We start from the raw sequence: 24,077 nt of genomic DNA on the forward strand, positions 1-24,077 counted from the left end.
AATTAAATTCATTTTTAAATCATATTTAATGAGTGCCAGTAAATCGTACGAGAAAGAATTAGCTTTTCAAGCAGACCGTAGAAAAGCAACTACAGAGTTCATAAAAATTGTGAGCAACCTGTGGTATGACAAGTCTATTGAGGTAGTTCTTTTCAAAAATCAGATTATTGATAAAAATGTAAGCGACATTATTAACCTACACGAATATGCAGGTGAATTTGTACAAAAACCAATTTCAATTTTTGATTCTGTTGAAATCTTAAGAGCAATTAACGACATTAAATTACCACCTGCAAAATTAGACATAGGTAAATTAACTTATGAATACCACGCAGATGACAACAACTACAGCAATGTTAAAGCATTTGTTTTAGACAAATTAAAAGATGCTGATGGCGCTAAAACTATTAAACCAAAAGACGTTGTTCTTTACGGTTTTGGTAGAATTGGTAGGTTAGTTGCCAGAGAGCTTATGGCCAAAACTGGTAAAGGAAACCAATTAAGACTTAGAGCAATTGTTACTAGAGGTACTGTAAACAAAGATGTATTAGAAAAAAGAGCTAGCCTTTTACGTACAGATTCTGTTCACGGTCACTTTACAGGCACTATAGATGTAGATGTAGAAAACAGTGCATTAATTATTAATGGCACAACAGTACATATTATATCTGCACAAAAACCAGAAGATATAGACTATACTAAATATGGTATAATTAGCGCCTTAATTATAGATAATACTGGTGCATTTAGAGATAAAGAAGCCTTAAGCAGACACTTACAATCTAAAGGAGCGTCTAGAGTATTATTAACAGCTCCTGGTAAAGGAATACCAAATATAGTACACGGTGTTAACCACCTAGAGCACAATCCAGACACTACTAAAATATTTTCTGCTGCATCTTGCACAACAAATGCAATTACTCCAATTTTAAAAATTGTAGAAGATTCTTTAGGTGTTAAAAAAGGACATTTAGAAACTATACACGCCTATACTAACGACCAGAATTTAGTAGATAACATGCATAGCAAATACCGTCGTGGTAGAGCAGCTGCACTAAATATGGTAATAACAGAAACTGGTGCTGGTAAAGCAGTATGTTTAGCGCTACCTAGTTTAGAAGGCAAATTAAGTTCTAATGCAATTAGAGTTCCTGTACCAAACGGGTCTTTAGCTATATTAAACTTAGATGTTAATAATAAAACATCTAAAGAAGGTATAAATACTATTCTTAAAAAATACGCTTTAGAAGGTGACCTTGTAGAGCAAATTAAATACTCTTTAAATAATGAGTTAGTATCATCTGATATTGTTGGCACTTCTGCCCCATCAATTTATGATAGCCCTGCTACCATAGTTTCTAAAGATGGTAAAAACATTATTTTATATATCTGGTATGATAATGAATATGGATACTCTCATCAAGTAATAAGATTAGCTAAGTACATCTCTAAAGTAAGAAGATTTACTTACTATTAATCGATTATGTGTTGGAAAACTTCGTTGTAACTCATAAATTGGAGCTAATTTTAGGAGAAATCCTATATTATTCTCCAAGTTTCAGCGGAGTTTTTTTCTTATCTAAAAATATTAAATTACTTTAGCCGCTTCATTAGAATTTTTTAAAACACAACATTATATGAAAGGCTTAAAGCTATTACCAATATTTATTGCTTTACTAGTATGGAACGTACAGTTTGCTCAAGAAGAAAACGAATCAGAAGATGAAGAAACTACTTTTTCTTTAGAAAGTGGTCCTATTGAATCGCAATTTGAATACGTTGCCAAAAAATCTGGTAACTATAGAGCTCTTGGTGTTAAATATGAAGTTGTAAAAGTTACAAATTTAGCTAAGCTAAAGAAGAATGTATTAGATTCTTTGTCTGCTTACGGTAAAACTGAAACATCTTTAAAAAGCACTATTAAAGAAAACGAAACTACCATTAGTGATCTAAATCAAAAATTAGACGCTACAACCAAAAACCTTTCTGCAATTACAGAGGAAAAAGACAGTATGTCTTTTTTAGGTATGCAAGTATCTAAAGTAACATACAACCTTATATTGTGGTCTATTATTGGTGGTTTACTTACGTTATTATTATTATTTATCTACAGATTTAGAAAAAGTAATGTATTAACGCAAGAAGCTAAAACAAACTTAGCAGAATTAGAGACTGAGTTTGAAGACCACCGAAGAAGAGCTTTAGAGCGAGAACAAAAAATAAGCAGACAGCTTATGGACGAACTCAACAAGCAAAAAAAATAATTTTTACTAAGCTCCTTTATAAGGAGCTTTTTTATTTTAAAAACTATGGTAACAGTAAAAAAAGCAACACTAGAACACATAGCTTTAGTAGCTCCTCTATTTAATAATTACAGAATATTTTACAAGCAAGAATCTAATTTAGAGGCTGCAATTAATTTTTTAAAAGAAAGATTAACCAAAGAACAATCTCATATTTTTATTGCTTTTAAAGGTGATGAAGCCGTTGGCTTTACACAACTCTATACCTCATACTCATCAGTATCTCTACTACCTATATTTATATTAAACGATTTATTTGTGGATGCAAATTACAGATCTAAAAATATTGGTGCTGCCCTACTCCAAAAAGCACAAAAGTTTTGTTTAGAAAATAAGTATAAGGGAGTTGCATTAGAGACTGCAACAGACAACCCTGCACAAAAATTATACGAAAAATTAAACTGGAAAAAAGACACAAACTCTTTTCACTACTTTTGGACAGCCAAATAGCAAAATCTAAATTGTATATTTGCTGCCAATAATTTAGTATGAGAATAGATATTATTACGGTTTTACCAGAGTTATTAAAAAGTCCGTTTGAGGCATCAATTTTAAAAAGATCTATAGAAAAAGGACTTGTAGAAGTTCATTTTCATAACTTAAGAGATTACACAGACAAAAGCTACAACCAAATAGATGATTACCAATTTGGTGGTGGTGCCGGTATGGTTATGATGATAGAACCTATAGACAAATGCATAAGCAAGCTAAAAGCAGAGCGTACTTATGATGATGTTATTTATATGACTCCAGACGGTAGTACTTTAAACCAAAAAATGGCCAACACACTATCCTTATCTGAAAATATAATTATTCTTTGCGGACATTATAAAGGTGTAGACCAAAGAGTAAGAGATACCTTAATTACTAAAGAAATATCTATTGGAGATTACGTATTATCTGGAGGAGAACTTGGTGCTGCAGTTTTATGCGATACCATTATAAGGTTAATTCCTGGTGTATTAAATAATGAAACATCTGCTTTAACAGACACTTTTCAGGATAATTTATTAGCCCCACCAGTTTACACAAGACCTGCCGAATACAAAGGGTTAAAAGTACCAGAAGTATTACTTAATGGTAACTTTCCTAAAATAGAAAAATGGAGAGAAGACCAAGCCTATGAAAGAACCAAACAATTAAGACCAGATTTACTAGACAATGATTGATAATTTTGAAATATTATACGGAATAACTTCAATATTTTACGCCCTAATAGCCATAACAACAACTATTGGAGCTATAATTTACACCACCAAAAAGAAGGATATAGCTGGTGTTTTTATGATTATTGGTAGCATTGTAAGCTTTTTGTGTACAATAGCATACCCAATAATAACAGCACTAACAAGCGCACTTAATTTAGACATGGAGCAACTAATGCTAGCTAACTATAGTGTTAATGTATTAAGTTGTTTCTTCTCTATTATTTTTGTCATAGGCTTTATTATAGCCGTTAGCAAATTAAAAAAAGAGTCATAATAACTATTTTAAAGCAAAAAATACAATTCAAAACTTGCTATATGTAATTAATAATGTATTTTTGCACTCGATTTAAAATTAACCTCTGGCGAAACACGTGAACTGTTGATTTTAATAAACTTATATAAAAAAACACAAGATGGAAGCATTAATTAAATTTGTTGAAGACGAATTTGTTCCAAAAAAAGATTTTCCAAAATTCTCTGCTGGTGATACAATTACTGTATACTACGAAATTAAGGAAGGTGAAAAAACTCGTACTCAGTTCTTTAGAGGTGTAGTTATTCAAAGAAGAGGTAGCGGTGCTACAGAAACTTTTACTATTCGTAAAATGTCTGGTACTGTTGGTGTTGAGCGTATTTTCCCTGTTAATTTACCTGCATTACAAAAAATTGAAATCAATAAGAAAGGTAAAGTACGTAGAGCTCGTATCTTCTACTTTAGAGGTCTTACTGGTAAGAAAGCAAGAATTAAAGAAGTTCGTAAATAATACAACTTCTAATACAATAGTAAAAAGTCTACCTAACGGTAGACTTTTTTTTGTTAACACAATTACCAAATACACAGTTAAATTTTAAAATAAATAGAATATGTTAAAATTATAGGTTTATTAATTATTTTTTATTAATTTTAAGTGTTGTTTACTAGTAATATCATTTTTAATGGTTAAGTGTTTAGTAAATTTCTATAAAGTTGCGTTCTTTATATTGTTACAAGACCTCAAATAAACTAATTAAGGCACATTCTTAATTGCTTTAACAAGAAGGCCTACAATAAGTTGATAAAATTTAATTGTAGATTTTTAATTTAATAAATTATATGTTTAATTAACTTAAAGGTGGTAACAAGAAGAAATATAATGATTGACTTGATTTATATGAAGTATTCATTTTATTTTAAACGTAGAAACAAAAGTTAACTGCAATCAATGGTTGCCGTTTTATAGAAGGTATAAAACAAACAAAAGTTAAGAATTGTTTCTAAAAGCCATATCAATGTATACATTACAATGATATGGCTTTTGTTTTTACTGATTTATTGCATAATAATCACAATTTTTAATAGTTTTTTAAAAATATCTCATTCCTTAAGATAGCTGAAAATTGTATATTTGTTTCGCTTAAAATAAATCAATATAATATGCCAAAAATAATATATACAAAAACTGATGAAGCTCCTGCTTTAGCAACTCAATCTTTCTTACCAATTGTACAAGCTTTTACCAAAACTACAGGTATAGAAATGGAAACAAAAGACATCTCTTTAGCAGCTCGTATATTAGCTGTTTTTCCAGATTATTTATCTAAAGAGCAACAATTTGAAGATGCTTTAGCTCAACTAGGAGAATTGGCAAAAAGCCCAGAGGCTAACATTATAAAATTACCAAACATTAGCGCTTCTATTCCTCAACTTAAAGAAGCCATTGCAGAATTACAATCTAAAGGTTACGCTATTCCTAGCTATCCAGACGATCCTAAAGACGCTAAAGAAAAAGAAATTAAAGGTCGTTTTGACAAAATTAAAGGTAGTGCTGTAAATCCAGTATTACGTGAGGGTAACTCTGACCGTAGAGCTCCTAAAGCTGTTAAAAATTACGCAAAAGCAAACCCACACTCTATGGGACCTTGGAGCCCAGATTCTAAATCTCAAGTTGCCACTATGTCATCAGGAGATTTTAAAGCTAATGAAAAATCTATCACACTAGATAAAGCAACAGATGTTAGCATTGTTTTAGTAAAAGAAGATGGCTCTAAAGATGTATTGAAAGAAAAAATTTCTTTACTAGATGGCGAAATTATAGACGCAACAGTAATGAGCAACAAGGCTCTTTTAGCTTTTTTACAAGAACAAATGAAAGAAGCTAAAGATGCTGGCATATTGTTTTCTTTACATATGAAAGCAACTATGATGAAAGTTTCTGATCCAATCATTTTTGGTCACGCTGTAGAAGTTTTCTTTGCTGATGTATTTAAAAAGTACGGTAAAGTTTTTGAAGAAAACGGAATAAGCGCAAACAACGGCTTAGAAAGCTTATTAAATAAATTAGATAAAATATCTAATGGTGCTGAAATTAAAGCTGAAATTGAAAAGACTATAGAAAATGGTCCAGATTTAGCAATGGTTAATTCTGACAAGGGAATAACAAACCTTCACGTACCTAGTGATGTTATTATTGACGCTTCTATGCCTGCAATGATACGTAACTCTGGACAAATGTGGAATGCAGAAGGAAAAGCACAAGACACTTTAGCCGTTATACCTGACAGTAGTTATGCAGAAATTTATTCTGCTACTATAGACTTCTGTAAAAAACACGGCGCTTTTAATCCTACAACAATGGGTACAGTCCCTAACGTTGGTTTAATGGCTCAAAAAGCAGAAGAATACGGATCTCATGATAAAACATTTGAAATTGCAAACAACGGAAAAGTACAAGTTATAGATGCTAGCGGTACGGTACTTGTAGAGCACAATGTGGAAGCTGGTGATATCTGGAGAATGTGCCAGGTTAAAGATGCTCCTATTCAGGACTGGGTTAAATTAGCAGTATCTAGAGCTAGAGCAACTAATACACCTGCTGTTTTTTGGTTAGATGAAAAAAGAGCTCACGATGCAGAATTAATTAAAAAAGTAAAAGCTTATTTACCTAATCACGACACTTCTGGCCTAGAAATTTTAATTCTTTCCCCTTTAAAAGCAACAGAATACACACTTGCCAGAATTAAAGACGGTAAGGACACTATTTCGGTTTCTGGTAATGTACTTAGAGATTACTTAACAGATTTATTCCCAATTTTAGAAGTTGGCACAAGTGCAAAAATGCTATCTATTGTACCTTTAATGAATGGCGGTGGTTTGTTTGAAACTGGTGCTGGTGGATCTGCTCCTAAACACGTGGAGCAATTTACAGAAGAAGGTCATTTACGTTGGGATTCATTAGGCGAATTTTTAGCCTTAGAAGTTTCTTTAGAACACGAAGCTGAAAAATCTAATAATAAAGACACACTTGTTTTAGCCGAAGCTTTAGGTGATGCTACAGAAAAGTTTTTATTAAACGATAAATCTCCATCTAGAAAAGTAAATGAAATAGACAATAGAGGTTCTCACTTTTACTTAACACTATACTGGGCAGAAGCATTAGCTAACCAAACTAAGAGTCCTACACTGCAAGCTAAATTTAAAGACGTTTACACTTCATTAAAAGATAATGAAAGCAAAATAAACGAAGAGTTAATTAACGCTCAAGGATCTAGTGTAGATATAGAAGGCTACTACTTACCTAACCAAGAGATTTTAGCCAAAGCTATGAGACCTAGTAATACGTTAAACACTATTATTAGTAGTATTTAATATATTTATTATCATACAAAAGCCTATTCATTAACAACGAATAGGCTTTTTTTGTTTTAAATAAATGTTAACTATTATATTCTAGCAACAAAAGTGGCTATTTTTACAAAAAACCACACCAACTATGCACAGACCCATTGTCTGCTTTTTAATATTTTTGTTCGCATTTACAGCAACTAAAGCTCAAGAAAAAATTACGTTATTTGGAACCATTACAGAAGCCTCTAGTAATGAAACACTAATTGGCGTATCTATAGCAGTACCAGAATTACAAACAGGAGTTATTACTAATGAATACGGGTTTTACTCCTTAACTTTACCTAAAGGAAACTACACAATAATTGTAAGCTATATTGGTTTTAATGACATTAAAAAAGAAATAAATTTAACCAAAGACACTACATTAAATCTTCAACTTAATGAAGCCGTTGAGCAGTTAAACGAAGTTGTACTTACTGAAGACATTGAAAAAATTAGTATTAGAAAACCACAAATGAGTGTAAACTCGCTCTCATCTAGCAGTATAAAAAAAATACCCGCAATTTTAGGAGAGGCAGATGTGCTAAAATCAATTTTACTACTACCTGGAGTTACTAGTGGTGGCGAAGGAGCATCTGGATTTAATGTACGTGGTGGATCTGTAGATCAAAATTTAATCTTATTAGATGAAGCTACTATTTACAACTCATCACATTTATTTGGTTTCTTTTCCGTTTTTAATCCTGATGCCATAAAAGATTTAAAGCTATACAAAGGTGGCATACCAGCAAAATATGGAGGTAGAATTTCATCTGTACTAGATATTTATCAAAAAGAAGGAAATAGCAAAAAATTTAAAGCTAATGGTGGTATCGGCATTGTATCTAGTAGGTTACTACTAGAAGGACCATTAAAAAAAGATAAAGGTGCTTTTTTAATTGGTGGTCGTAGCTCATACGCTCACTTGTTTTTACCCTTATTAGATAATGACAACAAGGCGTATTTTTACGATTTAAACACTAAACTTAATTATAAAATAAATAAAAACAATAACATATACTTATCTGGTTACTTTGGTAGAGATGTTTTTAGTATTGCTAATAGTTTTGAAAATACATACGGTAACTCTGTAATTAATTTAAGGTGGAATCATTTATTCTCAGATAAACTATTTAGTAATTTATCCTTAATTTACTCAGACTACTTTTACGGATTAGAACTAGATTTTGTTGGCTTTAAATGGAACTCTGGAATACAAAACTTTAATCTTAAATACGATTTTAAAAATTACATTTCTAATGACATAAAGTTAAATTACGGAGTAAACAATACTTACTACAGATTTAATCCTGGAGAAATAAAACCAAACCGAGGCGATTCTGGCATTCTAACTAATAAATTAACAGACAAATATGCTAACGAGTTTGCCGCTTATATAGATGCAGAACATAAAGTCACCAACAACTTAACACTACAGTACGGCGTACGTTGGAGTCATTTTACCAGACTTGGTCAAGATGAACTTTTTATATATGAAAACGACCAAGCTGTAAATTTTAATACCGATTTTCAGATATACGAGAGTGCAGAACCTATAGGAAAAGAACGTTTTAAAAGGTCTGCACAAATTACCACATTTAACAATTTAGAACCAAGACTAGCCTTATCATATGCTTTAAACAATAACAACTCTATAAAAGCCAGCTACAACCATATGGCTCAGTACCTACATTTACTTTCTAATACCAGCTCCCCTACTCCTTTAGATGTATGGTCTCCTAGTGGAAAATATATAAAACCACAAATATTAGATCAGTACGCAATAGGTTACTTTAAAAACTTTAAAAACGATAGCTACTCTTTAGAAACTGAAGCTTATTACAAAGATGTAAAAAACAGAATAGATTATATAGATGGCGCAAATTTAATTGCTAATGATGCTATAGAGCAAGTAATTTTAAATGGCAAAATGAGATCTTACGGATTAGAATTTATGTTTAAGAAAAATAGCGGTAAATTAAACGGCTGGCTATCCTACACTTTATCTAAGTCCGAACAACAAACTCCACCTAGAACAGTTAACGAAACAGGAATTAACAATGGTAAATGGTACACCACATCATTTGATAAAACTCACGATTTATCTATAAATGCAAGTTATAACATAAATGACAAATGGAGCTTTAATAGCAATTTAATATACCAATCTGGGCAACCTACAAATTACCCAATTGGGCAATTTGAATACAAAGACTTAAGTATTCCTATTTATGGAGACCGTAATAATCAACGTCTACCAAGCTACAATAGGTTAGATATATCTGCCACACTAACTCCTAGAAAAAATAAAAACAGAAAATTACAAGCACAATGGGTATTTGGCATATACAACGTTTATAACCGTAAAAATGCTGCTTCTATTAATTTTTCCAGAAATGAAGACACTGGAAACAATGAAGCCTTACGTACCTCAATATTTGGTATAGTACCATCTGTAACTTATAATTTTAAATTTTAATAATAATGAAAAAGTTAGCATACATTATACCACTTTTATTATTTTTTGGATGCGAGGATGTTGTAGACATAGATGTACCAAGCACAGAACCAAAATTAGTTATAGATGCTAGTTTTGATGTATACACTACAGAATCTCCTGTAAGAACAGATGGCTTTGTAAAATTATCCTTAACAACAGATTATTTTGCTAATGAAAACAAACCAGTAAATGATGCAAATGTTACAATTACAGATTTAAATTCTGGTACTTTATATCCATTTACCTCCAATGGTAACGCAGGCTATTACCAATCTACAACAAATAACTTTACTCCCGAGTTTAACAAAACATACCAACTAAATGTTGTGTACAACAACAATACATATACTGCAGAAACAACCCTAATACCCAGTGTAGCTATTGACAATGTTGAACAAGGAGACGCTACACTTTTTGATGAAAACGATACAGAGTTAATTGTTTCTTTTACAGATGATGCTAGCAGAGAAGATTTTTATGTTTTTGATTTAGATTTTGGTGAGTTTTTAACCACTTCAGATGAATTTTTTCAGGGAGAGACATTTAAATTCTCTTATTTTTATGATGATCTATCTTCTGGCAAGGAAGTTGTTATAAAGTTAAATGGCGCAGATGAACAATTTTACAATTATATGGATTTAATTTTAGCTCAGAGTGGAGAAAGCTCTGGAGGACCATTTCAGACAACACCAGCTACTATTAGAGGCAACATAATTAATACCACAAATGAAGACAATTACGCCTTAGGATATTTTAATTTATCTGAAACATACGAATATACAATTACTATAAATTAATAAATACCATTATACATATGCCCACAACACAGTCTGACTCTTTTTACAAAAGCATTAAGTTTTTTGGGTTAACAATATTACTTATGTTTTCTGGCCCTGGAGCTATATACGAAGCTTTTAAAAATGAAAATCACCCTTTATATTTACCTGTGCTTATACTTGGCTTTATATTATCTTTAGCTGCTATGGGTTTATTTTTATACAGTTTACGCTTAATGATGCATGCCATTTTTGGCAATAAAAAGAACAATTAAAATCTAAAATATTAAGCATTAAAAAAGCCTCCATTTAGGAGGCTTTTTTAATATTATACTATGTGGTTAAAAATTACTTAGCAACGTTAACAGCTCTAGTTTCACGTATTACAGTAACTTTTACTTGTCCTGGATATGTCATATCTGTTTGTATTTTTTGCGAAATCTCAAAAGATAACTCAGCTGCTTTATCATCATTTACTTTTTCACTCTCTACAATAACACGCAACTCTCTACCCGCTTGTATGGCATATGCTTTTTGTACACCCACAAACCCAAAGGCTACTTCTTCTAAATCTTTTAAACGCTGTATATAAGAGTCTAAAACTTGTCTTCTTGCACCTGGTCTAGCACCACTAATAGCATCACAAACCTGTACAATTGGAGCAATTAATGTTTTCATTTCAATTTCATCGTGGTGAGCACCAATTGCATTACACACATCTGGCTTTTCCCCGTATTTCTCTGCCCATTGCATACCTAAAATAGCGTGTGGAGTTTCTACCTCTACTTCTGTATTTGGTACTTTACCTATATCATGTAATAAACCTGCTCTTTTAGCTGTTTTAGGGTTTAAACCTAACTCTGCTGCCATTACACCACAAAGCTTAGCAACTTCTCTAGAGTGTTGCAGTAAGTTTTGTCCGTATGAAGAACGATATTTCATACGACCTACAGCCCTAATTAACTCTGGGTGTAAACCGTGAATACCTAAGTCTATAATTGTACGCTTACCAACCTCTACAATTTCTTGTTCTATTTGTTTTTCTGTTTTACGCACAACCTCTTCAATACGTGCTGGGTGTATACGGCCATCTGTTACTAATTTATGTAAAGATAAACGTGCTACTTCTCTACGCACAGAATCAAAACAAGAAAGTATAATTGCTTCTGGTGTATCATCAACAATAATTTCTACTCCTGTTGCAGCTTCTAAGGCTCTAATGTTTCTTCCTTCTCTACCAATAATACGTCCTTTTACATCATCAGACTCAAGGTTAAAAACAGATACGCAGTTTTCTACAGCCTCTTCTGTACCTATACGTTGTATGGTATTTATGATAATTTTTTTAGCATCTTGTTCTGCAGTAAGCTTAGCTTCTTCCATTGCAGTTTGCATAAACGCCATAGCATCTGACTTTGCAGTTTCTTTTAAAGAATCTACCAATTGCTCTTTTGCTTCATCTGCAGATAAACCAGAAATTACTTCTAATTGCTGCACTTGATTTTTATGTAGTTTATCTAACTCAGACTGTTTCTTTTCTAAATAGTCATTTTTATGATCTACAGATTGTAATTTAGACTGCAATTGATCATTTAATTTTTTCCCTTTTGCAAGCTCATTACTTACTTGAGACTCTTTATCTCTTGTACGCTTTTCTGCTTCGGACATTTTTTTGTCCTTTGCAATAATAACTTTTTCGTGTTCTGCTTTAAGTTCTAAAAACTTTTCTTTTGCTTGTAATATTTTATCTTTTTTTATGCTTTCACCTTCTGTCTTAGCATTTCTTAAGATTGACTCTGCTTCTAGTTTTGCACTTGCTATTGTTTTAGAGGCTTTGCCTTTCTCTAAAAATTTGGCTATCATAAAACCAATTGCTAAACCTACTATAGCTCCTACAATTATAAATGTAATATTCTCCATGGTTGTTTATATATATTAAAAAACCCACATTGGGGGTGTTTTGTACAAACTCCTATAAAACAGGATTAGGGCTAACAGCATGATCAAGGATCCTTATACTAGTAAGGCTTGCTTTTACAAACTAAACTCACCCTTTAAAAACAAATTAATGTTGAGTTTGTCAAAAAAATACCAATGTGGGCAGTAACTTAATGTTATGTAATGAACGTATTTGTACTATATAGAGCTTAGCTTAGAATCTACAATACTCTCCAAAGCTTTCAAACGCTCTGTCACCTCTGTTGTATCTTCTTGTTTATCAATACTTTTTTGTTCTATTTTAGAGGCAAACTGCAAGGCACACATTGCCAAAACATCTTGTTTATCTCTAACGGCATAGTTTTGCTCAAACTTTTTTGCTAACTGCTCTATATTTTTTGCAGCTTTACGTAAACCTTCTTCCTGACTAGGATCTATAGTTAATGGGTAAACCCTGTCTGCAATAGAAAGTTTAATTTTTAGCTTTTCTGCCATAAGTATTAATATTACACTATTCAGCTAGTTGAGCAATACAATGATCTAACTCTCTAATTAATGTATTTATTTTAAGCTTTGCTTCTGTTTTATTCTTATTACTGCCTAGCATAGAATTTGCAAGTTTAAGAGCATTGTACTTTTCTTCCCAATCTAAAACTAAATTAGAAGTAGCAGCTTGTTCTTTTTTAAGCGATAGTAATTCTCCATACAACCTACTATTAGCTTGCTGTAATAACTCCATTTTATGAAGTAGCTTGCTAACTTTGTTTTCTAAAGAATCAACAATTTCAACTAATTCGCTCATTTACAAAAATCGATGCATTTATCACAAAGTTAACATAGAATAAACTACTTCGCAATACTTTTTTGAATTATTCTTGTAAAGAATTAAATCTTAGCACTTAACCTCTTGTAATAAGGTGTTTTGTAATTTTTAAGACGTATTAGTCTTTTTCAATTAAGCGGGATTGGTTATTTTCGTATCAACTTTAACAATACATATGAGAATTTACGCATTTATAGCTGCATTATTTTTACTTACTTCTGTTAACGGACAAGAAAAATATCCACAGAACAAATTTCAATCTCCTTTAGACATTCCTTTAATATTAGCTGGTAATTTTGGTGAGTTACGCTCTAATCATTTTCATTCTGGTATAGATATTAAAACCCAACAAAGAGAAGGTTTAGCTGTTTACGCCATAGATGATGCCTCTGTTACACGTATTAAAATATCACATTGGGGCTATGGCAAAGCTCTATACATTACACACCCTAGCGGTTACACATCTGTGTATGCTCATTTGCAAAAATTTTCTCCAAAAATAGAAGAGTATATAAAAAAAATACAATACAAAAAACAGTCTTACCAAGTAGAAACTTTTCCTGATTTTGGTGAGCTAAAAGTTAAAAAAGGTGAAATTATAGCTTATTCTGGTAATACGGGAGGTTCTTCTGGTCCACATTTACATTTTGAAATTAGAAGCAACACAACCAGCAAACCTACAAATCCGCTTTTGTATGGCTATGATATTAGAGATGCAACAGACCCTACAATATTAAACCTTTACGCCTATCCTTTAAGTGATAATGCACAAATAAACCGCAATGCAGACAAAACACAGTTAAAATTTAAAAGGCAAGCAGATGGGTCTTATTTAGCAGATAAAGTGTATGCTGCTGGTACCATAGGAATTGGCTTTAATGGATATGACAGGCAAGATATGGCTGCAAATAAAAACGGTATTTATTCTATAGAACAACAAGTAAATGGTAAAACCTATTCTAAGTTTAAATTTAATACTTTCTCGTTTGCAGAGTCTAGATATATTAACACTTTAATAGACTACCAACACTACGGTAAATACAGTCAACGTATTGTAAAATGTTTTAAAGAGCCTAGTAATAAACTTAGCATTTACTCTGACTTACATAATGATGGGAAAATAACTGTAAATAATGGTCTTAGCTACAATGTAGTATTACTTTTAAAGGACTGGGAAGATAACACAACTAAAATTATTATTCCGGTTGAAGGTAAAGTACAAGAATTAAAATCACCTAAAAAAGTAGAAATCACAGATAATTATCTAATTGCAAAAAAGCCAAATAACTACAATTTAGATGGCGCCAAAGTTTATTTCCCTGCTAATACATTTTATAAAGATTTTTATATCGATTTAGAAAAAGGTGCAGATACTGTAAAAATTCATAATGGTGAAGTTCCTGCTCACCGTAACTTTACAATTACTTTTAATGTTAGTAAATATTCTGCATCAGAAAGAAAAAAACTTTTTATAGCAAGACTAAATAGCAGAAAACAACCAATACACGCTACAACATACAAAAGAGGAAATACATTTACAACAAGAACAAAAAACTTGGGCACATACACACTTGCTAAAGACACAATAGCACCCGTAATTACTCCTAAAAACTTTAAAGCAAAACAATGGCTTAACAATTACAAGTATTTAAGCCTTAAAATTGTTGATGACTTAAGTGGAATTGACACCTACAACGCTTACTTAAACGGAGAGTGGATTTTAATGAGCTACGAGTATAAAACAAATACAATTACATATAATTTTGATGATAAAATTCTTGATAAAAAAGAGTGTAATTTAAAAGTAGTAGTAACAGACAATGTAGGCAACTCTAAAACTTATGAAACTACTTTTTTTAGAAAATAAACTTCCTAATACCAACTTTAAACATAGTTAAACCAATAATTAAACAGATTAGCATAAATATAACAGTAGATTAAATTAGTATAAGCGTGTAGATTTAGGAATTTCATATATTTTTGCAAGCAGAAACTCAATTACAAAAAGAGTGTGTTTAATTGATTTAAAAAACACTGTTATCACAGAATTTTTAAGCCTTTTAACATACAATTACTCAAACCAAAACTAGAGATACGTAAAGCAACTAGTCATTTCTGATTATAAAAGTAGAGTTTTTCAAACTCAATATACAGGAATGCAATTTTAGAGAATACAAAAATGAAAAAAACATTACTTTTTATACTATTATTATCTTTTTGTGGAGTTAATGCACAAAAAAACATTTATGAGAATCAGCATTTTGACGCCATTAGTAAAGACCATAAAATACTTGCCATTATACCTTTTTTAGCCAATTTAGAGTTAAAAGATGACATTACAGATGAAGAGCTAAATGCTTTAAAAGAAAAAGAAGGCTATGCAGTACAAAATGCATTAGAAACTTATTTTTTAAGAGGTAAAAAGAAAAAGAAGTACGCAGTAGAGTTTCAGAACATAAAAAATACTAACGCCCTATTAGCCAAAAACAACATTACATTTAAAAACATAGATATACACACTACAAAAGAATTAGCTAAACTTTTAAATGTAGACGGAATTATAAGCGGTAATATTGATTTAAACGTACTACTATCTAATGGTGTTTCTACATCTTTTAATTTCTTTGATTATTTTGATGGAAACGCCAATTACGGGCGTATTGGAATAAAAGTCAGTGACGGAGATTCTGGTAAATTACTTTGGAAATACGAAAAGGAAATTAACAAGAAGACTGGTAAAAACACCATAGACCTAATTGATGGTATGATGAAAAAAGCTACTCGTAAATTTCCTTATGATAAAGAAAGAATTAAAAAGAGCAAGAAAAACTAGCTCTCTATAAATTCTTTTAAAACTTGTATTGTATAATCTAACTCTTGCTTAGTATTGTACTTAGAAAAAGAAAAACGTACTGATGGTTTTTGCAAATCTTCAGCAGATAAAACCTCTGTTAACACGTGAGACCCTAAGCTACTACCAGACTGGCAAGCACTTCCTTTAGAACAACCAATACCTTTTAAATCTAAATGAAATAAAAGCATTAACCCTTTTTTCTCATCTACAGGTAAATTAACATTTACCAATGTATAGGTACTTTTTTCTATATCACCAGATAACCCGTTAAATTTCACTTCAGGAATTTCCGCTTTAATTTTATCTATAAAATATTGCTTCAACTCTGTTACGTATGCTTTTTCTTCTGTTAAGTTATCATAAGATCTAACAAAAGCCTCCTCTAGACCAACTATGTTATGATAAGGCTCTGTACCCGCTCTAAATCCACGTTCTTGAGAACCACCAAAAATTAAAGGTTTTATATTTTTATCTTTTTTAATATAAGCAAAGCCAATACCTTTTGGTCCATGAAACTTATGTGCTGCTGCTGTTAAAAAATCAATTGGAGTTTGTTGCACATCCCAAGTATAATGACCTACAGATTGTACTGTGTCTGAATGAAAAAGTGCATTATGTTCTTTACACAATACACATACAGTACCTATATCTAATTTATTACCTATTTCATTATTAACGTGCATAAGACTTACTATTTTTTTAGTATCATCTTGTGTTAGTAATGTTTTTAAATGTTCTAAATCTGGATTACCATCTACATCTAAATTCACATAATGTAAAGCAATACCATACTCTTTTTCTAACTCTTCTACTGTGTGTAAAACGGCATGGTGTTCTATTTTTGATGTTATAATAGTACGCACCTCTAAATCTCTAACTGCTGCACGTAAAATCATATTATCTGCTTCTGTACCGCCTGAAGTAAAAATAATTTCTGCCGGATGAGCATTTAAGTACTTTGCTATTGTTTTACGCGTTTTTTCTATAGCAGTTTTAGCTGTTCTACCAAAACTGTGTGTAGAAGATGGGTTTCCGTAACATTCTCCTAAAGCGTCTTGCATTTTTGCAATAACTTCCTCTCTAACCTGTGTTGTAGCTGCGCTATCTAAATAAACTTTTTGCATCAGAATTTATCAAAAATTATAATCCCCCAAAAATAGGGGATTTAAAATTAAATAATTCTAAAAAACGTTAAAAACTACAACTAATCAAAAGAAAAACTTTTACATTTGGAGTATGAAGAAATATTTCCTTTTTAGCGCACTTTTTACATTATTATCTTGTAGTGATGGTGACTTGCAAATTGAAACTTTAGACTTTAGTACTGTTGCTGCTCAAAACTGTGGTACACTAACTGTTGATACTAATTTATTTTTTAAAATAAATAGCAATGAGGCTTTAATACTAACATTAGCATCTGGCTTATTAAAAAATGAAGCTTCTACCGAGGAAATAAAAAGTACCATACCAACAGCATCTAAACTAGCATACAGAACTTTTTCTGGAACTGTTACCAGCAATTACTTTTGTGATTCTCCACCACCTGCAACACCTAGTGTAGCTGAAGAAATTAATGCCACAGCAGGTACTGTTACTATAAATACTGTTGCCGGAGAAACAGCTGGTACTTTTGTACACACCATAAAACTTAAAGACATTACATTAGATACAGGTGATGGATCACGTATTACAAATTTAAATATTGAAGATTTTGCAGTGATAACAACTACTGTTCCTCAATAATAAATTTTAATTCTGATAAATATAAACTTCGGTAGCTCCTAATCCGTATTTTTGATAATCTGCATCGTAAAATTTTAAATTATCATATTTATTAAACAGGTATTGCAATTCTTCCTTAAGCACTCCCTCACCCACTCCGTGTATAAAAACAACTTTTTGTATTCTTTTTTGAATAGCAAAGTTTAATTGGCGTTTAGCAGTTTCTAGCTGTAAATTAAGCATATCAAAATTACCCATTCCTTTGCTAGACTTTACAAGCTGATTAATATGTAAATCAACTTCCATCTTGGGAATATTACGCTCTTTTGGTTTTATAGCAGGCTTATTTTTACGTTTTGGTTGTTCCTTTTCTTGTTTAATTTTAGCTACTTCATAATTAGATACTCTTATTGTATCTGCATTTGCAATTTTAATTAGCTCTTTCTCTAGATAAGATATTTCAAAACCCAAATCAGTTTCAATAGTAACATTACCACCAACTACAGCAGTAACTACCCCAGAAATAGTGTCATCTAAAACCTCTACTTTATCACCAATGTTAAAATTTTTCATACCTAATATTTACATCTTTTATCCTTTAATTTTTAAAAAATAATAAGACGTTTATTTTCTTTCCACAAAAATAGTAGTATTTTTCCAGTTCAAAAATAGATTACAAGCCTAAATGCTGCTACCAAGACTAGAATTTAATATTAATGAGTACATGCTTCCTTGTATGAACAAGAAGCTTTTAGGTGTAGACTGCCCCGGTTGCGGTATACAAAGATCTATAGCATTAATATTACAGGGAGATTTTAGTGGTGCTTTTCAAATGTACCCAGCAATCTATTCTCTGTTATTTTTATTTGCGTTTGTAGCAGTAAACTATTTTTACAAAATAAAGAATGCAAGCAGAATAATAACTGCCTTAGCCATTATTAATGTCTTATTAATATTGACTAATTATATATATAAATTTATTTAACCAATTACTTTTAAAATTATGGAACAAGAAAAATTACCAAATGGCACAATGATTATAGTATTAGGCGTACTAGGTTACTTATGCTGTTGTTTAGCAGGTTTGGGTATTATACCGTCTGCTATTGCTTACTTTATGGCAACTAAAGCCGAAAAAATTTATGCTGAAAACCCTGACGGGTATGACAATGCCGGACAAATTAAAACAGGTAAAATTGTAGCTTTAATAGCTGTTATTTTAAACGTATTAATGATTATTAGATGGGTTTATGTTATTGCAACTGGCGGTCTTGAAGAAGGTATGAACCAATGGCAAGATGTTATGGACCAAATGGAAGCTGGACAATAAATTAAAATTATGAAAGAAGAATTACCAGGTGCTAGTAGCGCCTTAACAATGGGAATATTAAGTATTGTATTAACACTTTTTTGTTGTGGACCTTTTGGTGCTATATTTTCATTTATTGGTTTTGCAAAAGCAAAATCTGCAAAAAAATTATTTGAAGAAAATCCTGACAAATATATAAGCGTAGATAGTGCCAATACTGGTAGAATACTATCTATAGTTGGCTTAGTACTAGCTTGCGTAATATTATTATTTACTATTCTTTACTTTGGAGTAATAATTGCTGCTATAACAGCAGGAAGTATGGATGGTGTGCAATACTAAATTATTCTTAAATATTAATTATAAAAAAATCCCAAAACTTAGGTTTTGGGATTTTTTACTTTAAACTTATTCTTAAACTAGTTAGCTACTTCGCTAATAAATTTTATTCTGTACAAACGTAACTCTTCATCTTCATAGTCACCATCAAACTCCTCTATAGCAGTATCTATATTGTCTGACTCTGCTTCTAAAAAGTAATCATGTATTTCCTCTTGTTGGTCTTCATCTAAAGTTTCATCTACCCAATAAGTAATATTTAGTTTTGTACCACTATATACTATTTGTTCCATCTCTTTTATCAGCTCTGCTAACTCTAAACCTTTAGCGTCTGCTATATCTGTTAATGGCAACTTACGGTCTACATTTTGTATAATGTATAATTTTAAAGCTGAATTTGCACCTGTACTTTTAACAACCAAATCATCTGGACGAACAATATCATTATCATCTACATATTTTGTAATAAGTGCTAAAAATGGCTTTCCATATTTTTTTGCTTTACCTTCACCTACACCATGTATGTTAAGCATATCCTCCATATTAATAGGATACTTAAGCGCCATATCCTCTATAGAAGGATCCTGAAATACTACAAACGGAGGTACACCGTGTTTTTTAGCTTCGGATTTTCTTAATTGCTTTAATAATAACGATAATTCTTTATCTGCTACACCGCCAGAACTTTTTGCTGCACTAACAATAGCATCATCATTCTCTTGACTGTACACATGATCTTTTGTCATTAAAAAAGTAGTAGGGTTTTTAACGTAATCTGCTCCGGCTGGAGTTACACGTAAAATACCGTATTGTTCTATCTCCTTTTTTAAATAACCAGCTACTAATGTTTGCCGTATTAAAGCCATCCAATAACCAGCATCTTTATCTTTACCGATGCCAAAAAATGGTTTTTCATCTGTTTTATGAGATGATATTAATGCATTTTTTTTACCTATTAAAGTATTTACTATTTCTTTAGACTTAAATTTTTCTTTAGTTCCCTGTACAACACCTATAAGTTTAGCCACATTTTCTTTTGCTTCTACTTTTTCTTTTGGTGTGCGGGTATTATCATCCATATCTGCACCTTCGCCATTTACCTCGTCAAATTCTTCTCCAAAATAATGAAGAATAAATTTTCTACGAGACATAGATGTTTCTGCAAAACCAACAACTTCTTGTAGTAGTGCATTACCAATTTCTTGTTCTGCAACCGGTTTACCAGACATAAACTTCTCTAACTTTTCTATGTCTTTATAAGAATAAAAAGCCAAACAATGCCCTTCTCCTCCATCTCTACCTGCTCTACCTGTTTCTTGGTAGTAACTCTCTAAACTTTTAGGAATATCATGATGTATTACAAAACGTACGTCTGGTTTATCTATACCCATACCAAAGGCTATAGTTGCAACCACAACATCTACCTCTTCCATTAAAAACATATCTTGGTAACGAGATCTTGTTTTTGCATCAAAGCCAGCATGGTAAGGCACTGCACTAATACCATTAACTTGTAATACTTGCGCTAATGCTTCAACCTTTTTACGGCTTAAACAATAAATAATTCCTGATTTACCAATGTTTTGTTTTACAAAACGAATTATATCAGCCTCTATATTTAATGTCTTTGGTCGTACTTCATAAAATAAATTAGGCCTATTAAATGACGCTTTAAAAAGTTTAGCATCAGTAATACCTAAGTTTTTAACAATATCTTCTTGTACTTTTGGTGTAGCTGTTGCTGTTAAACCTATCATAGGAATATCATCTCCTAACCTACCAACAATGCTTTTTAAGTTTCTATACTCAGGTCTAAAATCGTGTCCCCACTCAGATATACAATGAGCTTCATCTACTGCAACAAAAGAAATTTTTACAGATCTTAAAAACTCAACATACTCTTCTTTTATTAAAGATTCTGGAGCTACATATAACATTTTAGTTACACCATTTACAATATCTTCTTTAACCTCTTTTACTTGTGTTTTGGTTAATGAAGAGTTTAAAACGTGTGCTATACCGTGCTCAGAAGATATACCACGTATGGCATCTACTTGGTTTTTCATCAAGGCAATCAAGGGAGAAACTACAATAGCAGTACCCTCTTGCATTAGAGCAGGTAATTGATAGCAGAGAGATTTTCCTCCGCCAGTAGGCATTATTACAAATGTATTATTACCTTGAAGCAAGTTATTGATAACATCTTCTTGAAGACCTTTAAACTTATTAAAGCCAAAAAACTTTTTTAAGGAAGCATGCAAATCAATCTTAGAATTACTCATAGTATATTATAATGGTTGTATTCCTGTTTTTATAAAATAAATTTCAAGATACTCAAATTTTAGGAATCCAAACAAAATTTAAGTCAATTTTAATTTCCATCAAATTACTGTATCACATAAAAATAAGTTTACGTAATTTTGTATTCTTAAAGATAATACATCTTTTTTAAAAGAACACATAATTTAAGATTACATTGAGCAACTCCAAAACAATTCTAGATATTGCAAGGCGTACAATTTCTAATGAAGCTGATGCCATAAAAAATTTATCTAACCTACTAGATTCCAATTTTACAGATGCTGTAAATGCCATTTACAATTCTAAAGGCAGATTAATAATTTCTGGTATTGGAAAGAGCGCTATTATTGCACAAAAAATAGTAGCTACTTTAAACTCTACAGGTACACCATCTATATTTATGCATGCTGCAGATGCAATACACGGTGACCTTGGTACTGTTTTAAAAGATGACGTGGTTATTTGCATCTCTAAAAGTGGTAACACACCAGAAATTAAAGTTTTGGTTCCATTAATAAAAAGAGGTGGTAATATATTAATTGGAATGACAGGCAATACAGATTCTTTTTTAGCGCAACAGTCTAACTTTGTACTAAACACATATGTAGAAAAAGAGGCCTGCCCAAATAATTTAGCCCCTACCACTAGTACAACTGCACAATTGGTTATTGGTGATGCTATTGCAGTATCTCTTTTAGAACTAAAACGTTTTACAAGTAAAGATTTTGCTAAATATCATCCAGGTGGAGCTTTGGGTAAAAGACTATATTTACGTGTAAATGACATTGTAAAAAATAACCAAAAACCAGAGGTTACTTCAAATACTCCTGTAAAGCAAGCTATTGTAGAAATTTCTGAGAAAATGCTTGGAGCTACAGCTGTTATAGAAAACAATGAGGTTGTTGGTATTATTACTGATGGTGATATAAGACGTATGCTTAACAAGTATGATAATATTGGTAATTTAACTGCTAAAGATATCATGTCTAAAAGTCCAAAAACAGTAAATACAGACGTTTTAGCGGTTGATGCTTTAGAACTAATGCAACAGCAAGGAATATCACAGTTAGTAGCTTTAGAAAATAACAAATATGTTGGTTTGTTACATTTACATAACCTAGTAAACGAAGGCATTTTATAATGGCAAAAAATAAAAAAAGTCCGGACGAAATGTCCTTTTTAGACCATTTAGAAGAACTTAGATGGCATTTAATAAGGTCTACATTAGCCGTAGTAATTATTGGTGTTGTTGCTTTTGCAATGAAAGAATTTATTTTTGACACGGTTTTACTAGGTCCTAAGAAAATGGATTTTCCTACCTATAAATTCTTTTGTTCTTTAGCTACTTATTTTGGAATGGAATCTAGCTTTTGTGCAGAAACTTTACCTTTTACTATACAAAGTAGAACTATGGCTGGGCAATTTTCTGCTCATATATGGACATCTATTTGGGCTGGTTTTATACTTGGTTTTCCGTATATTTTATATGAAATGTGGCGTTTTATTAGCCCAGGTTTATACGAAAAAGAAAGAAAAAACTCTAAAGGATTTATTTTTGCTGCATCATTTTTATTTTTCTCTGGTGTGCTATTTGGTTACTACATTGTAACTCCTTTTTCTATTAACTTTTTAGGTACATACCAAGTTAGTAAAGAGGTATTAAATGAATTTGATTTAAGCTCTTTTATATCTACCGTAAAAGCATCCGTAATTGCATGTGGTATTATGTTTGAGCTTCCTATAATTATATACTTTTTAACTAAAGTAGGCTTGGTTACTCCAGAGGTACTTAAAAAACACCGAAAAATAGCATTGGTTGTAGTATTAATAGTTGCTGCTGTTATAACACCACCAGATGTTGCTAGTCAAATTGTAGTAACAATACCCGTTATAATACTATATCAAATTAGTATTTATATTTCTAGAAGAGTATTAAAAAATGAAGCAAAAAAGTTAGGTAAGAATGTCACAAAATCCAGTTAAAGAGTTTAACGAATATCGTTCTAAAATGAACGATAAAATATTAGCAGATAAAAATAAGGTTATCAATAGAATTTTTAATCTTGATACTAACGCATATAGTAAAGGAGCTTTAGATGTAAAAACTAAAGAGTTACTTGGACTTGTTGCTTCTGCGGTTTTACGTTGCGATGATTGCGTAAAATATCATTTAGAGAGTTCGCACAGAGAAGGTGCCAATAAAGAAGAAATTATGGAAACCCTTAGTATTGCAACTCTTGTTGGTGGCAGTATTGTTATTCCACATTTAAGACGCGCACACGAGTATTGGGAAGCTATAGAGGCTAACCAAGAAGGTTAAAAAAACGGTAAATCTTCTCTGTTTACAAGAAGAATAACTTA

25 protein-coding genes and 1 other RNA gene are annotated in these 24,077 nt (G+C 31.4%); 19 read left to right on the forward strand and 7 right to left on the reverse strand.

From position 1 onward, the window contains the following. The first annotated feature begins 28 nt into the window (after positions 1-28). From Q4487_RS04440 to Q4487_RS04485, 10 genes are all read left to right on the forward strand, one after another. Entirely contained in the window at positions 29-1,477 is a 1,449-nt protein-coding gene (locus tag Q4487_RS04440; protein WP_100895624.1) for a glyceraldehyde-3-phosphate dehydrogenase, read from the forward strand. Positions 1,478-1,637: 160 nt separating this feature from the next. Then, on the forward strand, positions 1,638-2,264 hold the full coding sequence (locus Q4487_RS04445) for a tRNA (guanine-N1)-methyltransferase (RefSeq protein WP_100895623.1): 627 nt from the start codon (positions 1,638-1,640) through the stop codon (positions 2,262-2,264). Between the two features lie 45 nt (positions 2,265-2,309). Continuing rightward, positions 2,310-2,753 (forward strand): GNAT family N-acetyltransferase, encoded by a 444-nt coding sequence (locus Q4487_RS04450; RefSeq protein ID WP_100895622.1) that lies wholly within the window; start codon positions 2,310-2,312, stop codon positions 2,751-2,753. A gap of 38 nt (positions 2,754-2,791) precedes the next feature. Continuing rightward, positions 2,792-3,472, forward strand: a complete 681-nt coding sequence (trmD, locus tag Q4487_RS04455) for a tRNA (guanosine(37)-N1)-methyltransferase TrmD (protein ID WP_100895621.1) — start codon at positions 2,792-2,794, stop codon at positions 3,470-3,472. Next, positions 3,465-3,785 (forward strand): hypothetical protein, encoded by a 321-nt coding sequence (locus tag Q4487_RS04460; protein ID WP_100895620.1) that lies wholly within the window; start codon positions 3,465-3,467, stop codon positions 3,783-3,785. The genes trmD and Q4487_RS04460 overlap by 8 nt, the downstream gene beginning before the upstream one ends. A gap of 139 nt (positions 3,786-3,924) precedes the next feature. Next, positions 3,925-4,275, forward strand: coding sequence for a 50S ribosomal protein L19 (gene rplS / locus Q4487_RS04465; protein WP_013619598.1), 351 nt, complete (start codon positions 3,925-3,927; stop codon positions 4,273-4,275). 650 nt (positions 4,276-4,925) lie between these two features. Then, the gene (locus tag Q4487_RS04470) at positions 4,926-7,136 is read left to right on the forward strand and encodes an NADP-dependent isocitrate dehydrogenase (RefSeq protein WP_303541399.1); all 2,211 of its coding nucleotides are present in this window, start codon (positions 4,926-4,928) and stop codon (positions 7,134-7,136) included. A 124-nt stretch (positions 7,137-7,260) separates the two neighbouring features. Beyond that, on the forward strand, positions 7,261-9,633 hold the full coding sequence (locus Q4487_RS04475; RefSeq protein WP_303541397.1) for a TonB-dependent receptor: 2,373 nt from the start codon (positions 7,261-7,263) through the stop codon (positions 9,631-9,633). A gap of 5 nt (positions 9,634-9,638) precedes the next feature. Then, positions 9,639-10,451, forward strand: a complete 813-nt coding sequence (locus tag Q4487_RS04480; RefSeq protein WP_100895617.1) for a DUF4249 family protein — start codon at positions 9,639-9,641, stop codon at positions 10,449-10,451. Positions 10,452-10,468: 17 nt separating this feature from the next. After that, positions 10,469-10,705 (forward strand): DUF6095 family protein, encoded by a 237-nt coding sequence (locus Q4487_RS04485; RefSeq protein ID WP_100895616.1) that lies wholly within the window; start codon positions 10,469-10,471, stop codon positions 10,703-10,705. Positions 10,706-10,778: 73 nt separating this feature from the next. Here Q4487_RS04485 and rny read toward each other — a convergent pair whose 3' ends face one another. From rny to Q4487_RS04505, 4 genes are all read right to left on the reverse strand, one after another. After that, on the reverse strand, positions 10,779-12,350 hold the full coding sequence (rny, locus tag Q4487_RS04490; protein ID WP_100895615.1) for a ribonuclease Y: 1,572 nt from the start codon (positions 12,348-12,350) through the stop codon (positions 10,779-10,781). Between the two features lie 46 nt (positions 12,351-12,396). Next, positions 12,397-12,507: non-coding RNA, 6S RNA (gene ssrS, locus Q4487_RS04495), on the reverse strand. Between the two features lie 59 nt (positions 12,508-12,566). Next, on the reverse strand, positions 12,567-12,863 hold the full coding sequence (locus Q4487_RS04500; protein ID WP_100895614.1) for a cell division protein ZapA: 297 nt from the start codon (positions 12,861-12,863) through the stop codon (positions 12,567-12,569). 16 nt (positions 12,864-12,879) lie between these two features. Next, positions 12,880-13,170, reverse strand: coding sequence for a hypothetical protein (locus Q4487_RS04505; RefSeq protein ID WP_100895613.1), 291 nt, complete (start codon positions 13,168-13,170; stop codon positions 12,880-12,882). A gap of 196 nt (positions 13,171-13,366) precedes the next feature. Between Q4487_RS04505 and Q4487_RS04510 the strand changes: the two genes are divergently transcribed. Both Q4487_RS04510 and Q4487_RS04515 read left to right on the forward strand, forming a co-directional pair. Beyond that, the gene (locus Q4487_RS04510; RefSeq protein WP_303541393.1) at positions 13,367-15,058 is read left to right on the forward strand and encodes a M23 family metallopeptidase; all 1,692 of its coding nucleotides are present in this window, start codon (positions 13,367-13,369) and stop codon (positions 15,056-15,058) included. A gap of 312 nt (positions 15,059-15,370) precedes the next feature. After that, positions 15,371-16,024 (forward strand): hypothetical protein, encoded by a 654-nt coding sequence (locus tag Q4487_RS04515; protein ID WP_100895611.1) that lies wholly within the window; start codon positions 15,371-15,373, stop codon positions 16,022-16,024. Here Q4487_RS04515 and Q4487_RS04520 read toward each other — a convergent pair. Then, positions 16,021-17,169, reverse strand: a complete 1,149-nt coding sequence (locus Q4487_RS04520; protein WP_303541390.1) for a cysteine desulfurase family protein — start codon at positions 17,167-17,169, stop codon at positions 16,021-16,023. The two genes, Q4487_RS04515 and Q4487_RS04520, sit on opposite strands and share 4 nt — an antisense overlap. A gap of 112 nt (positions 17,170-17,281) precedes the next feature. Between Q4487_RS04520 and Q4487_RS04525 the strand changes: the two genes are divergently transcribed. Further along, positions 17,282-17,788, forward strand: coding sequence for a hypothetical protein (locus Q4487_RS04525; protein ID WP_303541388.1), 507 nt, complete (start codon positions 17,282-17,284; stop codon positions 17,786-17,788). A gap of 6 nt (positions 17,789-17,794) precedes the next feature. On the opposite strand, the gene Q4487_RS04530 is transcribed toward Q4487_RS04525, so the two are convergent. After that, positions 17,795-18,340, reverse strand: coding sequence for a Smr/MutS family protein (locus tag Q4487_RS04530; protein WP_303541386.1), 546 nt, complete (start codon positions 18,338-18,340; stop codon positions 17,795-17,797). Positions 18,341-18,503: 163 nt separating this feature from the next. Here Q4487_RS04530 and Q4487_RS04535 point away from each other — a divergent pair, with 163 nt between their 5' ends. The 3 genes from Q4487_RS04535 to Q4487_RS04545 are packed head-to-tail and all read left to right on the forward strand — an operon-like array spanning position 18,504 to position 19,418. Beyond that, positions 18,504-18,752 (forward strand): DUF2752 domain-containing protein, encoded by a 249-nt coding sequence (locus Q4487_RS04535; RefSeq protein ID WP_368411505.1) that lies wholly within the window; start codon positions 18,504-18,506, stop codon positions 18,750-18,752. A gap of 18 nt (positions 18,753-18,770) precedes the next feature. Beyond that, positions 18,771-19,097 (forward strand): CCC motif membrane protein, encoded by a 327-nt coding sequence (locus Q4487_RS04540; protein ID WP_100895606.1) that lies wholly within the window; start codon positions 18,771-18,773, stop codon positions 19,095-19,097. Between the two features lie 9 nt (positions 19,098-19,106). Next, positions 19,107-19,418: a CCC motif membrane protein gene (locus Q4487_RS04545; RefSeq protein WP_330400351.1), complete on the forward strand. Its 312-nt coding sequence runs from the start codon at positions 19,107-19,109 to the stop codon at positions 19,416-19,418. A gap of 77 nt (positions 19,419-19,495) precedes the next feature. Here Q4487_RS04545 and recQ read toward each other — a convergent pair whose 3' ends face one another. Further along, positions 19,496-21,697, reverse strand: a complete 2,202-nt coding sequence (recQ, locus tag Q4487_RS04550) for a DNA helicase RecQ (RefSeq protein WP_100895604.1) — start codon at positions 21,695-21,697, stop codon at positions 19,496-19,498. A gap of 194 nt (positions 21,698-21,891) precedes the next feature. Between recQ and Q4487_RS04555 the strand changes: the two genes are divergently transcribed. From Q4487_RS04555 to Q4487_RS04565, 3 genes are read left to right on the forward strand one after another with little or no spacing between them, the layout of a single operon-like run. Then, the gene (locus Q4487_RS04555; RefSeq protein ID WP_100895603.1) at positions 21,892-22,857 is read left to right on the forward strand and encodes an SIS domain-containing protein; all 966 of its coding nucleotides are present in this window, start codon (positions 21,892-21,894) and stop codon (positions 22,855-22,857) included. After that, positions 22,857-23,699, forward strand: coding sequence for a twin-arginine translocase subunit TatC (gene tatC, locus Q4487_RS04560; protein WP_100895602.1), 843 nt, complete (start codon positions 22,857-22,859; stop codon positions 23,697-23,699). Before Q4487_RS04555 ends, tatC begins: the two co-directional genes overlap by 1 nt. Continuing rightward, on the forward strand, positions 23,680-24,036 hold the full coding sequence (locus Q4487_RS04565; protein ID WP_100895601.1) for a carboxymuconolactone decarboxylase family protein: 357 nt from the start codon (positions 23,680-23,682) through the stop codon (positions 24,034-24,036). The genes tatC and Q4487_RS04565 overlap by 20 nt, the downstream gene beginning before the upstream one ends. Positions 24,037-24,077: the final 41 nt, after the last annotated feature.

It is taken from the genome of Cellulophaga sp. 3_MG-2023 (assembly GCF_030546975.1).
In the GTDB taxonomy this organism is placed as follows: Bacteria; Bacteroidota; Bacteroidia; order Flavobacteriales; family Flavobacteriaceae; genus Cellulophaga.